18 protein-coding genes are annotated in these 23,583 nt (G+C 48.4%); 12 read left to right on the forward strand and 6 right to left on the reverse strand.

The features are described 5' to 3' along the window. Positions 1-57 precede the first annotated feature (57 nt). The 6 genes from NDA06_RS03650 to NDA06_RS03675 all read left to right on the forward strand — a co-directional run bounded on the left by NDA06_RS03650 (position 58) and on the right by NDA06_RS03675 (position 8,951). Positions 58-2,793: a CBS domain-containing protein gene (locus tag NDA06_RS03650; RefSeq protein WP_190985360.1), complete on the forward strand. Its 2,736-nt coding sequence runs from the start codon at positions 58-60 to the stop codon at positions 2,791-2,793. A gap of 139 nt (positions 2,794-2,932) precedes the next feature. Then, positions 2,933-4,381 (forward strand): serine/threonine-protein kinase, encoded by a 1,449-nt coding sequence (locus NDA06_RS03655; protein ID WP_190985348.1) that lies wholly within the window; start codon positions 2,933-2,935, stop codon positions 4,379-4,381. Between the two features lie 69 nt (positions 4,382-4,450). Then, a complete protein-coding gene (locus NDA06_RS03660; protein ID WP_190985349.1) occupies positions 4,451-4,777 on the forward strand; it encodes a DUF6825 family protein in 327 nt (108 codons plus the stop codon). A 140-nt stretch (positions 4,778-4,917) separates the two neighbouring features. Then, on the forward strand, positions 4,918-6,675 hold the full coding sequence (locus tag NDA06_RS03665; protein WP_190414482.1) for an AarF/UbiB family protein: 1,758 nt from the start codon (positions 4,918-4,920) through the stop codon (positions 6,673-6,675). 39 nt (positions 6,676-6,714) lie between these two features. After that, positions 6,715-7,443, forward strand: a complete 729-nt coding sequence (locus NDA06_RS03670; RefSeq protein WP_190985350.1) for a PP2C family serine/threonine-protein phosphatase — start codon at positions 6,715-6,717, stop codon at positions 7,441-7,443. A 290-nt stretch (positions 7,444-7,733) separates the two neighbouring features. Continuing rightward, positions 7,734-8,951, forward strand: coding sequence for a glycosyltransferase (locus NDA06_RS03675; protein ID WP_190985351.1), 1,218 nt, complete (start codon positions 7,734-7,736; stop codon positions 8,949-8,951). Here NDA06_RS03675 and NDA06_RS03680 read toward each other — a convergent pair. Beyond that, on the reverse strand, positions 8,912-10,177 hold the full coding sequence (locus NDA06_RS03680; protein WP_190985352.1) for a glycosyltransferase family 4 protein: 1,266 nt from the start codon (positions 10,175-10,177) through the stop codon (positions 8,912-8,914). The two genes, NDA06_RS03675 and NDA06_RS03680, sit on opposite strands and share 40 nt — an antisense overlap. Before the next feature lie 164 nt (positions 10,178-10,341). On the opposite strand from NDA06_RS03680, the gene NDA06_RS03685 reads away from it, so the two are divergent. The 5 genes from NDA06_RS03685 to NDA06_RS03705 all read left to right on the forward strand — a co-directional run bounded on the left by NDA06_RS03685 (position 10,342) and on the right by NDA06_RS03705 (position 14,297). Next, a complete protein-coding gene (locus NDA06_RS03685) occupies positions 10,342-11,265 on the forward strand; it encodes a hypothetical protein (RefSeq protein WP_206755347.1) in 924 nt (307 codons plus the stop codon). Between the two features lie 109 nt (positions 11,266-11,374). Next, positions 11,375-12,058, forward strand: a complete 684-nt coding sequence (locus NDA06_RS03690; RefSeq protein WP_190985354.1) for a hypothetical protein — start codon at positions 11,375-11,377, stop codon at positions 12,056-12,058. A gap of 3 nt (positions 12,059-12,061) precedes the next feature. Then, a complete protein-coding gene (locus NDA06_RS03695) occupies positions 12,062-12,715 on the forward strand; it encodes an FHA domain-containing protein (RefSeq protein ID WP_190430660.1) in 654 nt (217 codons plus the stop codon). 112 nt (positions 12,716-12,827) lie between these two features. Next, positions 12,828-13,871 (forward strand): UDP-N-acetylglucosamine--LPS N-acetylglucosamine transferase, encoded by a 1,044-nt coding sequence (locus NDA06_RS03700; RefSeq protein WP_190430661.1) that lies wholly within the window; start codon positions 12,828-12,830, stop codon positions 13,869-13,871. A 258-nt stretch (positions 13,872-14,129) separates the two neighbouring features. Continuing rightward, on the forward strand, positions 14,130-14,297 hold the full coding sequence (locus NDA06_RS03705) for a hypothetical protein (RefSeq protein ID WP_190414399.1): 168 nt from the start codon (positions 14,130-14,132) through the stop codon (positions 14,295-14,297). A 107-nt stretch (positions 14,298-14,404) separates the two neighbouring features. Here NDA06_RS03705 and trmFO read toward each other — a convergent pair whose 3' ends face one another. The 5 genes from trmFO to ctpA all read right to left on the reverse strand — a co-directional run bounded on the left by trmFO (position 14,405) and on the right by ctpA (position 22,684). Further along, positions 14,405-15,805 carry an FADH(2)-oxidizing methylenetetrahydrofolate--tRNA-(uracil(54)-C(5))-methyltransferase TrmFO gene (gene trmFO, locus NDA06_RS03710; protein ID WP_190430662.1) on the reverse strand — a complete coding sequence of 467 codons (1,401 nt, stop codon included), beginning with the start codon at positions 15,803-15,805 and terminating at the stop codon, positions 14,405-14,407. 147 nt (positions 15,806-15,952) lie between these two features. Then, a complete protein-coding gene (locus NDA06_RS03715; RefSeq protein ID WP_190430663.1) occupies positions 15,953-17,452 on the reverse strand; it encodes a site-2 protease family protein in 1,500 nt (499 codons plus the stop codon). Between the two features lie 19 nt (positions 17,453-17,471). Continuing rightward, complete coding sequence (locus NDA06_RS03720) at positions 17,472-17,717, reverse strand: hypothetical protein (protein ID WP_190430664.1); 246 nt, start codon at positions 17,715-17,717, stop codon at positions 17,472-17,474. Positions 17,718-17,843: 126 nt separating this feature from the next. Next, a complete protein-coding gene (locus tag NDA06_RS03725; protein ID WP_190676464.1) occupies positions 17,844-20,792 on the reverse strand; it encodes an ATP-binding protein in 2,949 nt (982 codons plus the stop codon). Positions 20,793-21,448: 656 nt separating this feature from the next. Further along, complete coding sequence (gene ctpA, locus NDA06_RS03730; RefSeq protein WP_190414394.1) at positions 21,449-22,684, reverse strand: carboxyl-terminal processing protease CtpA; 1,236 nt, start codon at positions 22,682-22,684, stop codon at positions 21,449-21,451. A 181-nt stretch (positions 22,685-22,865) separates the two neighbouring features. Between ctpA and petB the strand changes: the two genes are divergently transcribed. Beyond that, the gene (petB, locus tag NDA06_RS03735) at positions 22,866-23,534 is read left to right on the forward strand and encodes a cytochrome b6 (protein ID WP_190414393.1); all 669 of its coding nucleotides are present in this window, start codon (positions 22,866-22,868) and stop codon (positions 23,532-23,534) included. Positions 23,535-23,583 lie beyond the last annotated feature (49 nt).

Here is a 23,583-nt window from a genome sequence, read left to right on the forward strand (position 1 = left end):
CATGGGTCATTGGTTATGGGTCATGGGCAAAGGACTAATGACTAAGGACTCATAATGATGAATGTGATTTTGTGCCATACAACAGCGGACTTTGACACCTTGGGTGCAGCGGTGGGGCTAACCCGTCTCCAGCCGGGATCTAGGGTCGTGCTGACCGGCGGTTGCCATCCAGCAGTGCGGGATTTTTTAGCCTTGCATAGAGATGAGTATGCGCTGATTGAGCGTCGCGCTGTGAACCCAGAGCAGATTCGGTCGATTGCCGTTGTGGATACTCAAAAGCGCGATCGCGTGGGAAAGGCGTGTGAATGGCTGGATTTACCGGATTTATGGGAAGTTGTCGTCTACGACCATCACCCAGACGGGGACGGAGATATTCCCGCTACCCGCACCCAAGTTGAGCCAGTCGGTGCAACTACGACGCTGATTGCCGAGCAACTCCAGCAAGAAGGCATCCAGTTGACGCCTTCTGAGGCAACCGTGATGGCGTTGGGAATCCACGTCGATACGGGATCGTTAACTTATGAAGGGGCGACGGCAAGAGATGCGATCGCGTTGGCTTGGTTAATGGAACAAGGGGCAAGCTTGCGCTTAATTGCCGATTATGTTGAGCCGGGTTTATCGCCCCAATTGCAGGAACTCTTGACAGAAGCGCTGGAGAAGTTGCAAAGAGCGACAACGTGCGGCTATACCGTTTCTTGGGTGCTGCTCAAAACCTCTGACTACGTTCCCGGTTTGTCAACGCTGGCGACTCGACTGCTCGATCTGGGCGAAAGCGATGCCTTGCTACTCGCTGCGGCGTATCCCGTGGGGGATGGAGGTGAAGAGCGATTTACGGTCATTGGGCGATCGCGTATTGAAGGCACCAATCTCAATGAATTATTTCAACCGCTGGGGGGCGGGGGGCATTCCCAGGCGGCGTCGGTGACACTGCGGGGGGTAGATCCCCAGACAACTCTCGATCGACTCGTCAGTGAGCTAAAAGACCAAATTCCCCAACCGCTGACCGCACGGGAACTGATGTCATCGCCAGTACGGACGATTCGCCCTGACACGACAATCGAGCAAGCCCAGAGAATTTTATTACGTTATGGGCATTCCGGTCTTTCGGTCGTGAATTCCGAAGACCAACTGGTAGGGATTGTTTCTCGGCGGGATATCGATCTGGCGTTGCATCATGGCTTTAGTCATGCGCCGGTAAAAGGCTATATGACGAACAATCTGAAGACGATTACCCCGGATACGTCTTTGCCAGAGATTGAATCGATTATGGTGACTTACGATATCGGGCGATTGCCGGTATTGCAGGAGGGGCAACTTGTGGGAATGGTGACGCGCACCGATGTTTTGCGGCAGTTGCATCAGGGAAGAGGGAATGGAGCATTCATCACAGATGACGAGAGAAAAAATTCCCTTCCCAATTCCCGATTATCAATTCCGAATGCTCATCAACCCCTAACCGATATTTTGCGCGATCGCCTTGCACCTCCCTTGTGGGAATTTCTCACCAGAGCCTCCCAGCAGGCAGAACAACGCGGCTGGCATCTCTATCTGGTTGGCGGAGGGGTACGGGATTTACTGCTCGCCAATCCCCATGAAATCTTGATGCTTTCAGATATTGACTTGGTAGTAGATGGTTTTCACCGTTCGGCGGATGTCGGCGCTGGAGTAGAACTGGCGAAAGCACTTCAACAAACCTACTCAAATGCCCGTCTGGAAGTCCACGGTCAATTTCAAACAGCGGCGCTACTGTGGCACAATGACCCAGTCCTAGACTCTCTGTGGGTGGATATTGCGACGGCTCGAACTGAGTTTTATCCTTACCCAGCCGCGAATCCAGAAGTCGAAGCGAGTTCGATTCGCCAAGATTTGTATCGCCGGGATTTCACCATTAACGCCTTGGCGATGCGACTGACGCCACCCCGCGCAGGTGAATTATTGGATTTCTTTGGCGGAATGCTCGATTTGCGATCGCGCCAAATCCGCGTCCTCCATGCCAATAGCTTTATCGAAGATCCCACGCGCATTTATCGCGCCGTGCGGTTTGCAGTACGCCTGGGATTTCAGATTGAACCGCAAACGGAAGGATATATCCGCTATGCCCTAGAGAGTGGAATTTACGAGCGATCGCTCTCTGAAAATAGCAAAGCCCCAGCGCTACAAACACGGCTGAAAGCAGAACTCAAATACATCCTCCAAGCGCCCTACTGGAAACCCGCGTTGCAGTTACTTGCCGATCTGGGGGCGTTGCGGTGCCTCCATCCCACGCTAGAGTTAGATGAGCCATTATGGAAGCAGGTGCGTTTACTAGATCGGTGTCTGCGCCGATTTGATCCCCAGAAAACCCTCGATCATTGGCAGATGCGTCTAGAAATTTTAATTGCCTACCTCGCTGGCGAATATCGCGCGAAAGTGGCAATCAATCTTCAATTACCGACAGATAGTATCGAACGATTAGAGCAACTCGATCGGGATCGAGCAGATGTGGTGAAATTTTTGCCCGAATGTCACCGACCGAGTCAAATTGTCGTGTTGCTGAGACGGTACGAATTGCCTACGTTGATTTTGATTGCTGTCAAAAATTCGCGTCTGATTCGGCGGCTAATTTGGCGATATCTCACTATCTGGGCGTATGTTCAACCGATATTAAACGGCAATGATTTGAAAGCCCTCGGCTACAAACCGGGGCGTGAATTTAAACCCATGTTAGATCGTCTGTTGGCAGCAACGCTGGATGGAGAAATCCGCGATCGCGCTGATGCTAAAAAATTTTTGGCAGAGTATTATCCACTTTGAAGCGGCTAAGAGTCAAATCCAGGAGCGGAAACACCCGCCCTAAGTAAGCCCGGTAATCAACCGCCGCTTCCCTCCCTCCTGGGACTCAAAATTCGTACCAAGACGGTAGCATAGTTGGGAAAACTGTAACAAATCTTTAATGAACTTAACGGCTGGAGCAGTCCTGAAGAACGGCAAATACGTCCTCGACGCCCCACTGGGTCAAGGTATCTTTGGGATCACCTACCGGGCGACTCATACTCAGTCGGGGAAAGCGGTCGTCATCAAAACCCTCAACGACAGTCTGCGGACTCATCCTGATTTTGAGCGGTTTGGGCAGCAATTTCTCACCCAGGCACGTCGCCTTGCTCGCTGCAAGCATCCTCACCTGGTTCGGGTTCTCGACTTGTTTGAGGAATCCCGGCGATGTTTCATCGTCATGGAGTTCATACCGGGGCAGACCCTAGCTGAATCGCTGCCAGCGGGTCAGATTTTGCCAGAAGCCCAAGCCCTTGGCTATATTCGTCAAATTGGCAGTGCCTTAACGGTTATCCACAAGGCAGGGTTACTGCACCGAGATGTCAAACCCCAAAACATCATCCGGCGTCAAGGAACTGATGATGTTGTGCTGATTGACGTTGGTTTTTGTGCTGAATTGACGGCGGGAGTGACGCAAACCCAAGCCAGTTTACTAAATCCCGGATATGCGCCAATCGAACAATATTTTTCCCAGGAAAAACTCACCCCAGCGACAGATGTCTATGCTTTAGCAGCAAGTTTGTATTGCTTGCTGACGGGTCAACCGCCGGTTCCAGCACCGTTACGCGATCGCATCCCTCTGCCAAATTTACGGGAAATTCAACCCAAACTCAGCCCGACTGCGATCGCTGCGATTTTGTGTGGCTTAGAAATCAAAGCCGAGAAGCGTCCCCAAAAAGTAGAAGATTGGCTCTCCCTGTTGCCAGCTAGCAAGGCTCCACAGGCTCCCCGCGCGACCCAAACGGCTCGTCGCCCTGTAATCCCCAAATCTCAGCCTGCCCCCCAAAAGCCGCAACCAGCCAGCAACACGAAACCGAAGATATCGCTTGCTAGCGGAGTGAACTGGAATCTTAGCCAGGATGTGAAGCGACCGGGCAAAACCCGCCCCTACAAAACTCGACTAGCCAAAGTGAGTGCTGCCCCGAAAAAACTCAAAACAGCGATACGAGCAAACTTCCCGATTGCCTTTGCCAAACTGAAAATCTCGCTAGAGAGTTTCAAGATTCCAGAGGCGATGAATCGCGTCTCTACAAAGCTTGGCTCGTCAGCGAACCTTCCTAGCTTACAAAACTTAAAGTTTCCCAAACTGACACTAGGCAGAGGGTTGATGATGACCGCTGCGATCGCTACCTGTACAGGTGCGGGATTCGGTTTGGCGGTTCGCTTGAATGGAGCAATGGGCCCAGGGTCTACTATCCTGCACACAGAACAATCTTTTCCACCCCGCGATGACTGGCCCATCTCAGACACCCCTGCGCCCACTTCCAGCGCTAATCTGCTATCACCCGTGCCTGCTGTTGTCGCACCCGCGCCCCCTTCGCCAGATACACTGGCAAAGCCTAAGCTGTAACCTAGGCTGTAGGTAGTATTGAGAGCAAGCAAGTTATAATTTGTTACGGACGCACAAATAGATTTTTTCATGACTAATCCTGTAGTTCATGCCTTTTTTGTCGGCAGAGCGGTTGCAGAAGCTCTGAATGAACAGGTAGAAAACGCCGTCACCAATGCTCTCTCGGAACTCGGCAAATTTGATGCCGAACAACGGGAGTCTTTGCGGCACTTCACCTCACGAGTGACCGAACGCTCTGACGCCCAAGCTGAAACGGTGATGCGAGGACGAACCACTACCAGCATTGTGCCTCAAGGCACCCAAACAACAGATTTGCAAGCGACGATTGATGAACTTCGGGCAGAAGTCGCTCGCTTTCGCGCCGAATTACAACGCTATCGCAGCAGCTCAGTATAAATCCTGAGAGCGCAGCGCTCTGTTCGCGTGCTGAGGGGGAATTCAGTTAAAAGTTCAGTTGTGAGTTGTTAGTTATCCAAAACTCACACACTCAACTGCGATCGCGCCAACTACTTGAAAAAACAGACTTAGGAATCCGAGTGTCAGCCTATCCTAATGACTCTAAACTGAAGCGATACGCGGCTAGCACGCCGAGTGCCCAGCGTGCCGCTGATAAAGCCCGTAAGGATAAGGCTTATCGGTGGAACCGTGAAAGTTACTCCCATCAACGGCGCTTCGTAGATATTTGGGGGTTTGTTTTAACCTTATTGTTTAAGCTCTGGCGCTACAACAAATCTTGGAGCTATCCGGGCGGAGTTACAGAGGAAAAACAAGCCCACAGACGCAGAGCACAAGCGATTTGGATTCGAGAGACGTTCTTAGACCTAGGGCCGACTTTTATTAAAGTTGGGCAGCTGTTCTCCACCCGTGCCGATTTATTCCCTGTGGAGTATGTGGAGGAACTTTCTAAGCTGCAAGACAAAGTGCCTGCTTTTAGCTACGAACAAGCTGAGGTGTTGATTGAAAAGGACTTCAGCAAGAAAGTTTCGCAGCTTTACCGCACTTTTGACCCGATTCCCCTGGCGGCTGCTAGCTTGGGACAGGTACATAAAGCAACTCTCCACAGCGGCGAAGAAGTCGTGGTCAAGGTACAACGACCCGGACTGCGGCAGCTGTTTACGGTTGATTTGCAAATTCTTAGAGGAATTGCCCGTTTCTTTCAAAACCATCCCGACTGGGGTCGGGGTCGTGACTGGCTGGGAATCTATGAGGAGTGCAGCCGAATTCTTTGGGAAGAAATTGATTACCTGAATGAAGGCAGCAATGCCGATACGTTTCGCCGCAACTTCCGCGCCTATGATTGGGTAAAAGTGCCGCGTGTCTACTGGCGATATACGTCGCCACGGGTTGTCACTCTTGAGTACATTCCGGGCATCAAAATTAGTCACTATGAAGCGCTAGAAGCAGCAGGGCTAGATCGAAAGGAACTGGCTCATCTGGGTGCTAAAGCTTACCTGCAACAATTGCTCAACGATGGCTTCTTCCACGCCGACCCGCATCCTGGCAATATCGCAGTCAGTCCCGAAGGTGCCCTAATTTTCTATGATTTCGGCATGATGGGGCGGATTAAGTCCAACATTCGCGAGCAACTAATGGAAACGCTGTTTGGCATTGCCCAAAAAGATGGCGACCGAGTGATGCATTCGCTCGTCGAAATGGGAGCGCTGGCAGCGGTTGATGATATGGGACCCGTACGGCGATCGATTCAGTATATGCTGGATCACTTTATGGACAAGCCGTTTGAAAACCAATCGGTGAGTCAGATTAGTGAAGACCTTTATGAAATTGCTTACGACCAACCTTTTCGGTTTCCGGCGACTTTTACCTTTGTGATGCGAGCCTTCTCAACTTTAGAAGGGGTTGGAAAAGGCTTAGACCCGGAATTTAACTTTATGGAGGTTGCAAAACCCTTTGCAATGCAGCTTATGGCAGATAGTAATGGCAGTAATAGTAGTAGTAGCTTCTTGAATGAATTAGGACGGCAAGCGGCTCAAGTTAGCAGTACGGCTTTGAGTTTGCCCAGGCGGATTGAGGATACGATTGAGAAATTAGAGCAGGGCGACCTGCGAATTCGAGTGCGCTCTATTGAGAGCGATCGCATTCTTCGGCGAATGAGCAGTATTCAGTTAGGAACGAACTATACTTTGCTCATCAGTGCCTTCACTCTGTCAGCCACCATCCTCTTCGTTCAGGGTTATGTCGGGTTGGCAGTCGTGGTTGCTCTGGGGGCATCTGCCATCGCGTTTGTCCTCATTCGCTTGCTCATGCGCCTCGACCGATTTGATCGGATGTTTTGATTCGGGTAAAGTAAAGTTGCTGTTGCCAGCAGACAATATATGATTCCTCGCTCCACGGGCCTCTCTGATGCGGGACTTCTTCGTCCCGTTAACCAAGATGACTACCATATCGACCCTGATGGGCGATTTTTTATAGTTGCTGATGGCATGGGAGGACATGCAGGAGGCCAGGAGGCAAGCCAAATCGCCACTCAGGCTATCTACACCTATCTAGATGAGCATTGGCATTCCGACGAGACTTGCCCAGTGTTATTAGAAAAAGCCTTCTTGGATGCAAATCAGGCGATTTTACAAGATCAAGCGAATCATCCAGAACGCTCAGATATGGGCACGACAGGCGTTGTAGTGATGTTTCGCCAACAGCAGCCTTGGGTCGCTCATGTGGGGGACTCTCGCCTTTATCGAATGCGAGGGGCAACTCTAGAGCAAATCACTGAGGATCATACTTGGGTGGCACGGGCGATGAAAGCTGGGGAGCTGACTTCCGAACAAGCTAAAATGCACCCGTGGCGTCACGTATTGTCTCAGTGTCTGGGTCGTAAAGATTTGCGTCTGATTGAGATCCAACCGCTGGATGTGCAAGCAGGCGACAGACTGCTGCTGTGTAGCGATGGACTCACAGAAGAACTCTCGGATCAGTTGATTGCAACTCACCTCAAGGTTACTTCCTTGGAAAAGGCAGCCGACGCCCTTGTCGAGTCCGCTAAAGATAAAGGGGGCAGAGACAATATTACAGTGGTGCTGGTAGCGATTGAGGGGGGCGACTGAGCAGGAATAGCGGTTAGGTGATTCCCCGTCCTTAAAAAACTCACGCCACCATCGCCTGCGGCTCCCTGCCCCTAATCGCCGCCAATGGGGATTAGCTGTCTCATTCCGTTGAGCGCTGAATAACTCGTTCGCAGAAAGGGAATAAGATCCTGGGTTTTTCAAATTTTTCCTGAATTAAACGAAATCCCTCTAGGTTAGACAAAACGTTAAGGGAATCAGATTCACAACTGAGCGATCGCATTTTAGACTTTAGACTTTAAACAGTCCTAGTAGCAATTCTTTAGAGTCCCTTGAGACGTCTTCTTTTTCTCACGGAACGATTTCCCCCAGATATTGGCGGGTTAGCGAGTAGCGCCGGACGCATCGCCGCCGCCCTCTGCCAGTTGGGCATTGAAGTAGACGTTGTGGCGTGGAGTCGTTACTTGCAACCGGGAGAAGTCCAGAGTTCAGACGTAGCTAGCAAGGCAACTAGGCACGCCGAAAGTCAAAATTTCCAAACTATCAAACATCTCAAAGTCTATCGGGTGGGGCTATATCGCCACTGGGATATGACGATGCCTCATACGCTTAACGTCCTCGATTGGCTGCATCAGTGCCGTGGGTACGATGGTGTTTGGGGGCACTATGTCTTCCCCAGTGGGTTCTTAGCTACTTGGTTTGCAGCGACAAATGGCCTTCCCAGCACGGTAAGCGCCCGTGGGAATGATATCGATCGAGCCATGTTTCCACCGGGAGATTTTGCGCGACTGCAATGGACGTTGTTAAATGCCGGTTTGATTACGGCGGTGAGTGCTGATATGGCACGAAAGATTCAGCTACTCGCCCAGCGGGATGATGTGATGGTTTTGAAAAATGGCGTCAACGAGCGGGTATTTTCGCCCCCCATTATTGGCGCAACTCATGAATCATCCCTTCTGAGAGCATCTTTAGGCATTGCTCCTGATGAAGCGGTACTGGGATTTTCCGGGGAATTACGAGAAAAGAAGGGGCAGCAGTTTCTTCTGAATGCCTTAACCACAGTCCGCGCCCAACGTCCTGCCTGTTTGTTAATTATCGGGGAAGTGCGGGCGTCTCAAGAAGCAGCACTACAACTCTATGCGACTCAGCATCCAGAAGACGCCAAGCGGGTGATTATTACCGGACATTTAGCGAGTCCTGCGGCGGTAGCGGGGCATCTGCGGCTGTGTGATGTCTATCTGCAACCTTCTGTATGGGAGGGGATGCCGAATGCGCTGCTAGAAGCGATCGCCTGTGGTTGTTGCTGTATTGCCAGCGATGCGGGTGGGATTCCAGAGATCATTGAGCATGGAAAAAGTGGCTTTTTGCTGCCTCGTTCCCAGTTACATCGACTGGGTGAGGCGGTGCTGGAGTGCTTGGATTTAGCTCCAAGTGCTAGGCGTCAGATTGGGAGGGCAGGGCGCGATCGCATTCTCGCTGAATTTTCTCTAAAACATGAAAATCAGCGGCTTCAAACTGTTATCGATCGTTTAATTCCAAGTTCCTCATAAGCTGCTACCAAAGCATCACCGGCGTGTTTCCAAGTGTAATCATTCTCAATCTGCTGACGGGCATTCCTTGCTAAGTTTATTGCCAATTCCGGTTCTGTTTTTAACCTCAGCAAGGCATCTTTAATTTCCTTTGCAGAACCTGGTTTGACGAGCAGGAAATGTACCCCATCCACACCCAATTCTCTCACCACAGGTAAATCGCTAGCAATTACCGGCGTACCTGTCGCCATTCCTTCCAAAATTTTTAAAGGACAACAACCCTGAACCAGATTTCGGTCATTGGGCGTCAACGGAGCCAAAATTACATCAGATGCATGAATTTTTTGGACGAGTTCCGCTTGCGATACAGGGTCTAAAATCGTGAGAGACTCTGCTACTCCTAGTTTTAAAGCTAGCTGTTTTAAGGCTAAAATCTGAAAGTCGCGACCTTGTCCAATGACTGTTAATTGAGTAGAAAAATCCCGGTCAGCAAGTGCCAGTGCTTCAACAGCAAGATTAATCCCTTGCCAAGGGGAAAATGTCCCAAAATATAACACCTGAAATCGAGGCTGAGTCTTTATTGAATCATTTTCAATCTGTAGGAGTGGCGTTTCCTTGTCCTGATAGGGAAGATTTGGATACTCGGCATCCCTAAATTTTGAAGGACGATAAGTAAATATATCTAAATCAACTCCATTGGGAATGACGCGGATTTTTGAGCCGGGAACCCCTCTTGTTTGGAGATAGTCTCTGGTTACGGAACTAGGCGTTAAAATTAAATCTGATGCTTCTAAACAAATTTTTTCTTGCGCCTTTAATTTGTGCAATAATTCCCGATCTTCTGCCACTGCTGGATAGCGATATTTGAGTTCAATGGATGGCAATCCATTAACTTCAAAAATTAAATACTTACATAATTTTTCTTTGCTCAGGGCAATGGGAAATCCTTCATAAATAGAACGGATATGCACTGTCTCAAACCACTGATTCTGCCACCAATTGCCCAGCATCGCGCGAAAATAAAGCACTCGATTAATTAACGTATCTCCTAGCGCAGGTAACATGGATTGGATAACATGAGGTGATTCCCTCTGATTTACTGCGTAGGCTGTCGGGGAAACTGTCACTAGCTGAATGTCGCCAAAAGCATCTGCCAAAGCTTGAGTAAAAGCAGAAATATGAATTGCGGCTCCCTTGGGCGCTGGTACGGTATCAAAAGAAACGTAAACTATTCTAGAATCGTTCATCAACTAAACTATGACTCAATTTTGCCCTAAGATTCTAACTTTTTGTAACGATAATTACCACTTCCGAGAACGTATCTGTTATCAAAGCGTTTGAGTGTGATTTTAGGTAAGCGATCGCTACCTTCAGTAATTCCCGATTCATTGATATTGAATTTTTATTACAAATGTCAATAAATTTAGAAACCTTTCGCAAATCTCTGACTTATTCGGTGACGGCTGCTGTTTCTGATATTGTCAAAGACTTAAGGGAAATGGCAACCCTAGATAGAGCCTCGGAGGCAAAGCAAACAGAGTTTGGAAGTTTAGCAACCAAATGTGTTATTGGTGCGATTACTTCAATTGTTATAGCGTTCATTTTAATGATAGTTGTAGGAGAGATGGAAGATGGGCTTCAATTATTTGGAAATATTGTAACTATTTTATTATTGTTTGTTGGATTAGGATGTACGATCGTAGCGATTTATGCAGGAATAAGGAGGAGTAAATATAGCCGATTAAATTTACCAAATCATCGCTATGCATTAACGGAAAAAATTTTGGAAATGCTGGAGCGAGATATGGATAAGGAAGCTAAGGTCAGTGTTCATTTAGATCTCAGTCCAGCCCATCAAAAATCTAAGCAGATTAAAACAGTTGCCCATCCCTCGAAATCAGGATTTAAAATAGATATTTTCCAAGATGATTGGCTAAAAATGGAAGGACAATTTTTAGATAAAACTCGTTTTGTATTAACAACTTCTGAGCTAAATCAGACCGCTTATGGATGGAAAACTTCTAGAAGCGGCAAATCAAAATACAAAACGAAATCGAAAGCCAAGGGATTAGATATCAGTGTGGATTTAACTTATCCGCAACGACGGTACGGGGCAATCAAAGTTCTGAACAATGAAGCTGTGAATGCAGTAAAAATTCCAAAACTGACTAAGGTAAAACGGATGAGAGTGACGGATAAGGGAATAAACTTAGTCGTGAAAATGCCACCTTCGATGCCTTGGAACGAAGAAACATTGTATCAAACTATCACGATGATGTTTCTCAGCCTGTATCAAGTTCTAAATTTAGCTCGGATGTTATCTAAGGCAAAGTAAGTAAAAGTAAAAACATATTTAGTTTGTTTGCAAAAATCCGGAACATTAATTATGCAAACTGTTACTAAATAAAGAAAGGATTTTGGTGGAAACTTGAACAATGAATAACATGAATAAAACATTTTTTTCCGGCTTAGCTTTGGCAGCGGTAATCCTGCTAGGTTCTTGTAGTAATTCTGTTAAGCGGGCACCAGAAGTATCTACAACATCTAACCCGCAAACATCTCCAATTGCCCAAAATAATCCGTCAGCGGTGGCGACTAATACCGAGAAGATAAAATTTAAACAAGAGGGGGGTGCGGAAGATTTTGCCTTGAAACCAGAGGCGGATGGGGCTAAATACCTTGATGGGAAAGACAAAGAGTTAGCTCGATTTAATGTTGATGGTGGGGGGAAAGTAAAAATCAAGAATCCTGCCGATAAAGTTTTAGGCTACGTTGTAACCAAAGAGGGTTACTGGAAGATTGAGAATGCAGATCAAACAAAAGAATTGTATGTTTTGCGAAGACAGAATGATGGAGATTACAAGTTAGAAGATGCGACAGATAAAGAAATTTACAGAATTAAAGCGCGAGATTACGGTTTTGAGGTTGAGTCACCGGATAAACAGTCGCTTTACAAGGTGAAAGTAAAGAATGGTAAAACTTCTCTGATCAATGCAGCCGACAAACCAGTTTTTTCTACAAAATCTCAGGTAAGCGCAATTGCGATCGCTAGCTTCGGGTTCGACGTTTTAAGCAAAGAACAAAAAGCCGCTTTAGCTTACGCAGTTAATCGTTCGGGAGGGAAATAATCCTTGCAAATTCAACTGAGTTGGATAGATCCAGCCACCGGCGAAAGACGAGAACCCATGTTAGAAACGCCTGTCGCCTTGGGCCGAGAATTTGCCTCAATGCCCCAAGAAATTGATGGCAATCGGGTTGCTAGAATTGTGTTAGCCAACGAGCAAGTGGCTGAATATCATGCTCTAATTGATGTAGCGAATGGCGAGTTAATCGTAGTCGATCAAAATAGCAGTACTGGCACCTTAATTAACAGCGTCCGGTTGCCCAGTAGTACGCTAATCGATGGCGATCGCTTGCAAATTGGCCCCTACGAAATTCAACTCAATCCCAGCAGCAGCCAGACTACCAGTTCATCGGGAATCGGTGCAAGTGGAGAATGCGATCGCATGGTGGGATTTCTCTTCAAACGTCGCTGCGGACGCACTACAAACATTGGCTGTCCTTATTGTAGTTACCCAGATAATAACCCCTATTACTACGATTATTCCTATTACTCTGGATATGGTAACTACAATCGCGGTTATTGGGGCAGCAACTACTATGACAACCGCGATCGCTATGATTATGACCCGGAAACTGGCAATGTCGATTTCACCGAAGCAGACAATATGAGTCTAGAAGGGGAAATGGATGCCGATTTTGAGATGGATATGGGGGCAAGTTAAATTTTTAACGCAGAGGGACGCCAAAGATAACGCAGAGGCACACCAAGAAAAAACGATTCCTTAACGTACCTTTGCGTTTACCTTTGTGTTCTTTGCGTTGAAAACTCCAAAAATGTCAATTTGGTTAATTTATGCTTTGGGAGGCGGTTGGGGACATCTTACCCGTAGCTTATCTCTCGGACGAATGGCTACCCGTTACCATTACGTCAAAATTCTTACGAATACCCCTTATGCAACTTACTTGGGCGGTGAGGGTTGCGATGTGCAAATCATTGCACCTGACGCTGGTTTTGGGGCGACTTGCGAACAAGTGCGGGATGTTTTATTAAACACCCGGTACGACTGTTTAATTGTCGATACTTTTCCTCGCGGGTTGGGTGGTGAGTTGGCAGATATTTTGCCCCAGTTAAAGCACATTCCCCGAATTTTAGTTCACCGCGATATCACCCCAGCTTATATTCACCGTTTTGAGTTGCGTTCTTTTGTTAAAGAAAACTTTGATGCGGTTATTGTGCCGGGAGATGGAGAAGATTCGCCGCTAGCAGATTTACCAATTGTCTATTACACCAGTCCCTGGTTAATTCGCAATGCTGAGGAACTGCCAGATAGAAAAAAGGCGCGATCGCTACTTGGTCTTGATGCTTTGTGTCATAAACCTGGCGATTGTAAGTCGCAGCTACACAAACAAACCCCACCAGCGGAGGTTAGAAAAAAGATTATCCTTGTCTGTGCCGCTGGACAAGCTTCCGAATTATCTTTCTTTGGTAAGTTATCAACTCACCTAGATGCAGCGTTTCCAGAGGCAACGGTGCGTGTCTTAGCACCCGTCTGTCCAGAGGGATGTCCGCCGCAGTTCTGGGTGTCTCATTCGCCAGGAATTGAATGCCTCCCAGCTGCTGATGTCGTTGTTGGCGGCGCTGGTTATAACACGGTTCATGAATGTGCTGCGGTAGGCGTCCCGTTAGTTGCTTTTGCTTTTAAGCGACTATATGACCGTCAAAAGGTTAGGGCTTTGCGATGCGCCTACTGTGTTGAAGAGATTGAGGACGCGATCGCGACTGTGGCAATGCTGCAAAATCAGGTATCCAATCGCCCTGCGGATTATCCTAATGGTGCTGTAGAGGCAGTACGGCTAATTGAGAAACAATTTACCTGAACGCACAGATTTCCATTATAAAAATATACTATCAAAAAATCATTTGTACAAGCTGCTTTAGGTAATTTAAAGCCTAAAAAAGCCTTAGCAAAAGATTGTTAAATTCAATTCTTAAGCAACCAGTTCTGCTTGTTAGACAACTAAGTATAAAGCTATTAAGTATCGCTGTATACATTTATTTGATAATTCTTAAGTTAGATGAAGTTTCTGGCAGTTGTAGCAAACTGGGTACTAAATAACCATAAACCATTAACAACCATGAAAACTAACGAAGCAACCAATCGTGGGGCTACCACTGAGCAAGGTGAAAGTAAACAGGAGCTTAATCAAAAAACCTCTAAGCAATTTCTTATCAGCACGACAATCGGAGTATTAACAATTCTCGTGGTTGCTGCAAGTTATTATTTCGGACTCATGGGATCTTAATGCTACTGAGGAAGGTGGATTAAATCACGTACACTCATCCCCATTCTGTAGGGGATGGCAGCGCCATCTCCCTATGCAAAATGGGAGGTTAATTAAATCCCCGTTCCTTATTCAATGGAAGCGCTTGTTGCTTCTCGTTCCAAGCTCAGCTTGGGAACGAGCAATTTAGCCGCAGCTTTCCAACTCGCTAAATCGGCAAAAGAGCGATCGCGATAAACTCCATATCGCTCCTGCTTATTGCGAATCCGAGTCGGCAGTTCCGGCAAAATTCCGAAATTAGGCGGCATTGGTTGAAAATGCTTTGATGACGCCGAACTAATAAATTCAAACAACGCCCCCATCATCGTCGTTCCTGGTAGCGTTAGCGGATCTTTGCCTAAAGCCAGCCGCGCCGCATTCGTCCCTGCCAGCCAGCCACCCGCCGCCGCTGCCGTATAGCCCTCAGTCCCCACCAACTGTCCCGCCGCAAGCAACGTGGCGCGTTTGTGGAATTGCAAAGAAGGTTTTAACAGTTGGGGCGCATTAATAAACGTGTTGCGGTGCATCACGCCCAGCCGCACAAACTCAGCATTTTCCAACCCTGGAATCAGCTGAAACACTCTCTTTTGTTCGCCCCAGCGCAAATTCGTCTGAAATCCTACCAGATTCCACAACTGCCCCACCTTATCTTCTTGACGCAACTGCACCACCGCATAAGGACGTTGCGACTGATTTTCTGGAGCGCGGAAATCGCCTTTACGGGCATCAAACAGTCCCACCGGCTTCAACGGGCCATAACGCATCGTATCTTCCCCCCGCTGCGCCAGTTCTTCAATCGGCAGACAAGCTTCAAAAAACTTAGCCGTTTCCCGCTCAAAGTCTTTCAGTTCCGTTTGTTCAGCCTTACAAAGTTCCTGCCTAAAGTGGAGATATTGCTCCCGATTCATCGGGCAATTGAGATAAGCCGCGTCTCCCTTGTCGTAACGAGAAGCCAAGAAAGCCACATCCCGGTTAATCGATTCTCCCACCACAATCGGGCTGGCGGCATCGAAAAAGCTCATGTATTCCATGCCCGTGAACTGCTGCAAATCTTCAGCCAGATCGGGACTGGTTAGCGGGCCACTGGTGAGGACGACAATGCCTTCTGTGGGGATTTGGCGCAATTCACCGCGTCGTAACTCAATCAGGGGATGATTCGCGAGGATTTCTGTCAATTCGCGGCTAAATACGCCCCTATCCACCGCCAAGGCACCCCCAGCGGGAACCGCGTGTTCGTCGGCTTTACTAATAATCATTGAGCCAAGACGACGTAATTCTTCATGCAAAAGACCGGCTGCGCGATCGCTCGACATTGCCCCAAAGGAATTACTGCACACCAATTCTGCCAGGTGTTCGGAGTGATGGGCGGGGCTAAACCGTAACGGTCGCATTTCGTGCAGCACCACTGGCACACCCGCATTCGCAATTTGCCACGCCGCTTCCGTCCCCGCTAAACCACCACCTATCACCTGAATCGGCTGTTTTTCCATTGTTCTTATTCCTTTGCTAATGGCTAATGAGAGTGATGAGTTACAAGAAAATTCTTGAATTCACAACTCATAACTCAGACACGATTCATCGCGTCTCCCTTAAAAATTTTTACCAATTACCAATTACCGTTTACTCAATTATTTGAATCAAACCTTCAACAACTGCGCGAGATTTCCTGGCACTGGCAATAGAATGCTCACTAAAAGCGCCAAAACTAACAATCCCCAGAGATCGCGCTTGTTGTCAAGTTCGCTCACATCATTCAGCGCCGGTTCATCAGAAACTGGCATCAAGAATAAGAATATTGCCCAAATAAACAAATCTGGCTGAACTAAAGACAATCCCAGCATCAACAGTCTGCTAATTTGACCAATCATCGCCCCATTTCGTTGTCCAAACATGGCATGGACAATGTGACCGCCATCCAGATGTCCTACCGGCATCAACTTAAACGCTGTCCAGATAAAACCGATATAAGCCGCCACTCCCACTGGGTGAAGCTTGATTGCCATGTTTGCTGTCAGTTCAGATCCCAGAGCCCATTTACTTAGCAAAGTTAATAACAGGGAAAACCGGGGATTCAAAGAAGTGAAGTTTAAGATACTCGACTGCTCCGACACAGCAACCACATCCGAGTGGGCTAATCCCCAAAACAATAGCGGTAACGTCACCAAAAAACCAGCGACGGAACTAGCAATGCCCAAATCGAATAACGCTTTGCGACTGGGTACGGGCGATCGCCGCCCAATGAACGCTCCAAATGTGCCCAAGAAAAAAGGAACGGGGATAAAGTAAGGCAGCGTGGTGCGAATTTTGTAATATTGGGCACTCAGGTAATGACCGAGTTCGTGGATGCCTAAGATAGCCACCAATGCCAAAGCATAGGGCAGTCCTTTTAACAGCAAAGCTGGGTTAGATTGCAGTGCGGCGTTAGAAACTTCTGAAATTTCCACCCCAACTAAAGTAGTGGTAAACAAAGTTACAAGCAGCAGCCCTAAGGCTAAAGCCGGTCGTTTTAAAGGTTCGGTTTGCTGCTGTGCCTGCGAGTGAGCTTGGGGATTGGGAACCAGTGCGAAGAACGGACTCCCATTCAAACCTTCTTGAAAGACAACAAAGAAGCGATCGCCAAATAATTTCTCAATATTCTCCCGAATTGTCTGGTACGCCACCTCCGGATTCGTTCGCAACTTGCCGCGACAAATTACCGCTTGGGGTCGGTAATCGATGTTCTGGAGGTAATAGATAGACCAGGGAAAGCAATTGCGAAGATTCGTTTCTTCCGTTTTATCAATCGGACGGACAGTACTTCCTGCGTCGCTAGCAGAAACAGGCTGTACCTCAGATGGATTCTGAGCTTGTTCCGCCACCATTTCTTGCGGTTTTGGCGGCGGGGTAAAATCTCGACGCCCCCACTGAATCAGCAGCCAGTACAATATCGGGCAAATGATAAACGGGGCAATCTCCAAAGCTGGCGGCATTCGCTTATCTTCACCGTAGACCAAAATCCAGGCACTCCAAATGAATGCCGGTGTCATCATCACCATCCACAAAAGCCAGATTGGGGTTCGGGTGATGCTGGCAACACTGCGCTTCACGATGAAGTAAGTAAACAGTCCTAGTAACAGTAGGAGCAACCAGAGTTCCATGATCTAAATCTGAATTGGTCTACAGGAGAATTAACTGGCTAGCAATTAGCCATTCCAGATTGGCAATTAACGTGCCAGCCAATTGCTTAAAAGAGCAAAGTGCAAGCAGATTCTCCAGAATACAGCGCCACCATCCCGACTTATAACCCCTCGAAGGAACAGCCGCATCCAGCACGTAAAACTTTAACGGGCTATCCTTGACACCATCCTTAACACCATTTGTGCATCTCCACCCAATCGGGACACATCGGATGGAACACCCCATTCCATTGTAGAAAACCCAGGGGATATCCCGACCGATTGTTTTGAAGGTTTGCCGAAAACAAAGTCGAGAGTCGCTAGATGTCGCTAGATTTTATTGATTCTTTGCGACCGATTCTCTCTCACCCCTTCACTTTGGATTTTGGGCTAGAAGATAAACCACGAATACCGTTCCCGCATCTACCTCTGAATGGAAGCTAATCGTGCCGCCATGCATCTCCACCAACTGGCGAGTTAAAGCCAATCCCAACCCAGTCCCTTCGTGCTGCCGATGCAGAGAGCTATCAATTTGTTGAAACGCCTCAAACAAAAGATGCTGTTTCTCCATCGGAATCCCAATTCCCGTGTCTGCCACCTCAATCATCGCCTGGTTACTTTCACACTGCATCCGCAGCCATACCTCACCCCCTGGTGGTGTGAACTTTACCGCATTCGAGAGTAGATTCAGCAAGATTTGCCGCACGCGCCGTTCATCCCCCCAAAATTCATCGGCGGGAGGCAACTCAGCGAAATCCCCTGTTAGCTTCACCTGTTGGACTTGAGCCTTTTCTTGCAGCAGTTCCAAACTTTCAATCCCTACCTGACGCAGAGAAAACTGACTGAGGGTTAAAGACGCCTTACCGGATTCAATCTTAGATAAATCGAGAATATCGTTAATCAGCTGCAACAGGTGCTGTCCGCTATTGTGAATAATCTTGAGATATTCTTTCTGTTTTCCGCTCAGTTCGCCAAAATACGGTTGCATTAAAGCGGAGGACATCCCAATCACAGATGTGAGCGGTGTCCGCAATTCATGACTCATGGTTGCTAGAAACTCAGTTTTCGCCTGAGAAGCTGCATTCGCAGCAGTCAAGGCATCTTGCAACTGCTCGGTTCTCAGAGATAGCGCCTGCTTCGTCTCCACTAGCTCCGTAATTTCACGGAAAGTCCCCAAGCAAGCATAAACCTCACCATTAGAGTGCTTCAACGGCACTCTGGAAGTGTCGAAGTGGTGAATCCCATCTGGGAAAACTAGGGTTTCCTGTTCGTGTAGCGTTTCTCCCGATTCAAAAACCCGCAAATTTTGTTTGGCAAACGACTTAGCAATCAGAGGCGGGAAGCATTCTAGAATCGACCGATCCTGAACGGCATATCGGTTGTCAAACCCCATCCTTTGAGCAAAAGCATGATTGCAAAAGCGCAGACGGAGATTCTCGCGCTCGACCACAAAAATGTAGTCTGGGTGAGCATCAAAGAAACTTTCCAGCTCAGCGGTGCGTTCTCGTACCAAGGCTTCTAGGGTTTGGTTTTGCGCCTGAATTTGTTGGTAAAGGGTTGCTTGGTAGATAGCGATCGCTAGTTGGTCGGCAACGGTCGTGATAAATCTTAACTCCGACTCGTGCCAGTAACGGGGAAATTGATCCTGAGCGAAGGTTAAGCAGCCCCAAATCTTTTGCTGTCGGTGAATTGGCACCATTAACCAAGCGCCCGGATATTTTGCCGCCAAAGAGCGATTCATCGGGTCATCCACTAAGCGCGTATCGCTCACCTGGACAACCTGTAGATTTCGCAGCGTTCTGGAACAACAGTTTTTTTGATCGGGAACGATCAAGTTCATGGCTGTGAGGATATCAGCATGAGCGCGATATTCAGTCAGCGGCTTCCAACACTGCTGTTCCTCTAAATACTGAAAAATCAAACATCGATCTGCCACCAAAAGATGACCCAGTTCCAGCGTCACCGTTTCAAAGATATGGGACAGTTCTAAAGAAGCCCGGATTTGGGCAACCAGCCGATTTAATAGCGCCGCATGAGTAATTCGTTCCTCCGCTTGCTGGTAAAGCGTCGCCAGGTTGTGTCCTCGCTCTACCAATTGCAGCGCCAGATGCAGTAATTGCCGCTCTCCCGGTTGCCACTCCCGCTTCTCATCCCATTGCTCAAGCAGTAGCAAACCAACCAGTCCAGACGCACCGTGTAGAGATGCCATCTCTCGCGGCTCGATTTTCTGCGGGTGTGTATGCAACCAGGTCAAAAAGATAGATTCGGCAGCCGTTGAGCCAATGTTTCGCTCAGTTGCCCAAGGATTGCCCTGATGATGTTTGAGAAGGCACTGTTCGATGTTTGCCCATTCAGGATCGTGAGTTTGCCGAGCCGAAAGGGGGATAGATGAATCGTGGGCGATCGCACTCCACAAGGTACGCTCATCTTTGGCGCTATAGAACGCAATTAAACACCGACTAACCCCAAAAGTCTCTTGAATCAACACCGCCGAACGCTGCAAAATTACCTGCGCTCCCTGGCTTGACCAGCTAATTCGTAGCAGTTCTTGGAGTAACTTTTCTGGCTGTTGCCAACTCGGCACTACAGCCTGGGGAATGGGGGGTTGGACAAGGTGCGCCTGGATTCCCGGCTCCCTCAACAAGGCGGTTTTAATCTGAATGTCGGTTGTAGGATTGCCGATTAAACTCGCCCCAGCACTGCTACAAGCATTTGTATCTGCTTTTTCTGGAGTCTGAGTGCTAATTTGACTGGTTAAGATAGCACTCACCAGCGTTGATGTGAATTCGCTCTGCAAAGCTGGGAGATTGGGTTGAGGGAACCAATCGGCAATGGCTCGCTCGAAAAGAGGGGAGATTTCTGGGGTTAAGTGCAACCCGCGAGAAATTTCGGCGCAAATACTGCCCACAATCGCCGGATCGAAGCCAAAACACAGCTCGTAAGGATTGGCGTTTAGTTCAGAATTCTCAGTGGTTTTGTAGCTGTGCAACATCACATTGAAGCGATCGCCCAGTCCCAAAATTACCAACGAGGGCACCTTGCTTTGAGTCTCTGGAGTTGAGCTAAGGGTTCGAGTTAACTTCCGCAGCTTCAACGAACAAGGCAACCATCTGTGTTGATTCTCACATTTATTCTCGCAATGGGTTGCTGATGGCTTCCCCATTGCCAGATTCAAAAAACAGTTGGGCGGGGTCAGTAGCTCCGGCAAGCCCAAAGCACCTGCTTCTGGGGATGCATACCCGCACCGCGCTCCTTTTGATTGTCTCTCCGGGCACAGGTCGCTCGGAGTAAAGTCAGACTTACCCCCGGCGATGAGTACCACTCTGGAATCTGGTTGTGAAGCTAAAAACTTCAGCAATGAGTGGGCAACAGATAAAACTGTTGACCGACTGATAGAGTATCTAAGATCGTTTGCCAGGAAAACCATGAGCGCGATCGCTATATTTAGGGGTAAAAACTCTCACCAGTGGTAGGCGTGCCTTAAAAATTAAGCAATCGCATGGGCCCGTGCGATCGCAGTTAAAACCCACTCAGCCTCAGATTTTTCTAGAATCTATTTCCACTCAAGCCGAGCATTGCTTGATTCCCAATTTACACTGCTCTTTCATTGTGGAATCAAACTTACTGCACTCGCTTCGGTAAATGCACTATTAAGTTTTATCTAGATTTTCTTTTTTTGCGATTTTGGTATTACTCACAACAGAAATAAAAAAACTGAAGGCTGTTATTATCAGCCGTTAGGCGATATCCGTTAATGTTTATAGTCGTTGTGTTCGGTGCCAAGCACGGACCAAGCACTAAGCAAGAATTCTCTCAATCCATCTGCCCCTGAAGCACCTGTGCCTCTTCAGTTCCTCAGTCCTAACTCCTAACTCCTCAGTCCTAACTCCTAACTCCTCAGCCCTCAGCCCTCAGTCCTCAGTCCTAACTCCTCAGCCCTCAGTCCTCAGTCCTCAGCCCTCAGCCCTGACTCCTGAATCAAGCCGCATCCGCAACGACCGCATTAGCGGTTAACACCTCCAACGCCGTTTTGTATTGCTGGTCTGCTTCCGTACCCACCTGGTCAAGCGTAATTGGCTCCAGAGGCACTTCCCGATCTGGCGTAATGCCAAGCTTGTTGATATCGTGATGGTTTGGCGTTTCGTACTTGGCAACCGTTACTGCCAATCCTGACCCATCTGAGAGGTCAAACAAAGATTGAATTAGGCCTTTGCCAAAAGTTCGAGCGCCTACCAATTGGGCACGACCATTGTCTTGAAGTGCCCCAGCCAGAATCTCGCTAGCACTGGCGCTTCCCTGATTCACTAAAACAACGAGAGGAGCGTGGGTAAGAGCTGGTGCAGACGCCTCAAAACTGCCCAGAATGCCTTGTCGGTTGACCGTATAGACAATCGTGCCTTCATCCAACCACATCCGCGCAATCTCAATGCCTGCCTGCAAAAGCCCTCCTGGATTATTTCTCAAATCGAGCAGATAAGCTTGTGCCCCTTGTTTCTCCAACTTGGTGACGGCATTCGCCAGCTCAGTTGGGGCATTGGCACTAAACTGACTCAGGCGAATGTAACCCACCGGGAGGCGAGAACTGCTGGAATCTAAGACTGCATAAACGGGGTTGAGGGCAATTCGCGATCGCACTAGCGTAATTTCTTCAGGCGTTTTTGTCTCCCGTTGCATCAGGAGCCTTACCTCTGTGCCCGCAGCGCCCCGCATCCTCGCGGCGGCTTCATCGAGGGTCAGTTGGGCACTCTGGATGCCATCAATTTCCAGGATGCGATCGCGCGATCGGATTCCCGCCTTCGCAGCAGGCGAACCGTCAATCGGTGCCACCACTTGCAACTCGCCCGTCTCGGCATCAAGAGCAATTTGCAGTCCCACCCCTTGAAGCTCTCCGGAAGTATTCACCTGTAAACTTCGGTACTGGTCGGGTTTTAAAAACCGCGTGAACGGATCTTCCAGAGTTTTGAGCATATTTTGAATTGCCGTGTAAGTCGCCTCACGATTAGACAGAGGCTGCTTGATCGCCTTCTGACGAGCCATCCACCAGTTTTGTTGATTGAAACTGTCATCCACGTAAGCATAGTTGACAATTCGCCATGCTTCCGATAAAAGCTGCTGTTCCTCCGTTAAAGCGATCGCTGGCGAAGTCCACCAACTTAACGTAAAGATAGTTTGTATGATTAGTACGAATACAACCCTTAACACTCGTTTGTGCATGACACAGAATCCCCCTTTCGGGCTATGTTACATTTTTTGTAGAGGCTACGCCTAGACTTCTCTCTATCGCGGTGTCTACCGATCCCCATTGCAGCTTCATGCCCCCGAAAAGAGCGGAAAACTGTCTCATGGGGTTGGCTCGTGTCAAAAACAGCAATAAATTTTTAGGAACTCTGGGTTCATGTTTTCTAAGCAGGTAACTGATTCAAAAGCCTACAACTGGTTTGAGGAGCGTCTGGAGATTCAGGCGCTTGCCGATGACGTCAGCAGCAAGTATGTGCCTCCCCACGTAAATATCTTCTACTGCCTGGGTGGAATTACACTGACTTGCTTTTTGATCCAGTTTGCCACTGGATTCGCCATGACGTTTTACTACAAGCCGACCGTCACCGAGGCTTTTTCCTCCATCCAGTACCTGATGACGGACGTCAACTTCGGTTGGCTGATTCGCTCCATCCACCGCTGGTCTGCCAGCATGATGGTGCTGATGATGATTTTGCACACCTTTCGGGTTTACCTCACCGGCGGTTTCAAAAAGCCCCGCGAGTTGACCTGGGTAACGGGTGTCACTCTGGCTGTGATCACCGTTTCTTTCGGCGTCACCGGCTATTCACTTCCTTGGGATCAGGTTGGTTACTGGGCCGTTAAGATTGTCTCTGGCGTCCCTGCTGCGATTCCCTTGGTCGGCGATCAAATCGTCGAGCTGATGCGCGGAAGTACCAGCGTTGGACAAGCCACTCTGACACGCTTCTACAGCCTGCATACCTTTGTGCTGCCCTGGCTGATTGCCGTCTTCATGTTGCTACACTTCTTGATGATTCGCAAGCAAGGCATCTCTGGCCCATTGTAAAGAGTACTGAGTGCTGTAGAGACGGGATATCTCCGTCCCTACAGCAGGG

Source organism: Trichocoleus sp. ST-U1, from assembly GCF_039961835.1.
Taxonomy (GTDB): domain Bacteria; phylum Cyanobacteriota; class Cyanobacteriia; order Cyanobacteriales; family FACHB-T130; genus FACHB-T130.

Excerpts from the sequence above, each read along its gene's own strand:
- NDA06_RS03715 (WP_190430663.1), bottom strand. The coding sequence starts at position 17,452 with ATGGAACTCTGGTTGCTCCTACTGTTACTAGGACTGTTTACTTACTTC.
- NDA06_RS03685 (WP_206755347.1), top strand. The coding sequence starts at position 10,342 with ATGTCAATAAATTTAGAAACCTTTCGCAAATCTCTGACTTATTCGGTG.
- NDA06_RS03650 (WP_190985360.1), top strand. The coding sequence starts at position 58 with ATGAATGTGATTTTGTGCCATACAACAGCGGACTTTGACACCTTGGGT.
- ctpA (WP_190414394.1), bottom strand. The coding sequence starts at position 22,684 with ATGCACAAACGAGTGTTAAGGGTTGTATTCGTACTAATCATACAAACT.
- NDA06_RS03655 (WP_190985348.1), top strand. The coding sequence starts at position 2,933 with ATGAACTTAACGGCTGGAGCAGTCCTGAAGAACGGCAAATACGTCCTC.
- NDA06_RS03670 (WP_190985350.1), top strand. The coding sequence starts at position 6,715 with ATGATTCCTCGCTCCACGGGCCTCTCTGATGCGGGACTTCTTCGTCCC.
- NDA06_RS03690 (WP_190985354.1), top strand. The coding sequence starts at position 11,375 with ATGAATAAAACATTTTTTTCCGGCTTAGCTTTGGCAGCGGTAATCCTG.
- NDA06_RS03660 (WP_190985349.1), top strand. The coding sequence starts at position 4,451 with ATGACTAATCCTGTAGTTCATGCCTTTTTTGTCGGCAGAGCGGTTGCA.
- NDA06_RS03720 (WP_190430664.1), bottom strand. The coding sequence starts at position 17,717 with ATGGGGTGTTCCATCCGATGTGTCCCGATTGGGTGGAGATGCACAAAT.
- petB (WP_190414393.1), top strand. The coding sequence starts at position 22,866 with ATGTTTTCTAAGCAGGTAACTGATTCAAAAGCCTACAACTGGTTTGAG.
- trmFO (WP_190430662.1), bottom strand. The coding sequence starts at position 15,805 with ATGGAAAAACAGCCGATTCAGGTGATAGGTGGTGGTTTAGCGGGGACG.
- NDA06_RS03700 (WP_190430661.1), top strand. The coding sequence starts at position 12,828 with ATGTCAATTTGGTTAATTTATGCTTTGGGAGGCGGTTGGGGACATCTT.
- NDA06_RS03705 (WP_190414399.1), top strand. The coding sequence starts at position 14,130 with ATGAAAACTAACGAAGCAACCAATCGTGGGGCTACCACTGAGCAAGGT.
- NDA06_RS03680 (WP_190985352.1), bottom strand. The coding sequence starts at position 10,177 with ATGAACGATTCTAGAATAGTTTACGTTTCTTTTGATACCGTACCAGCG.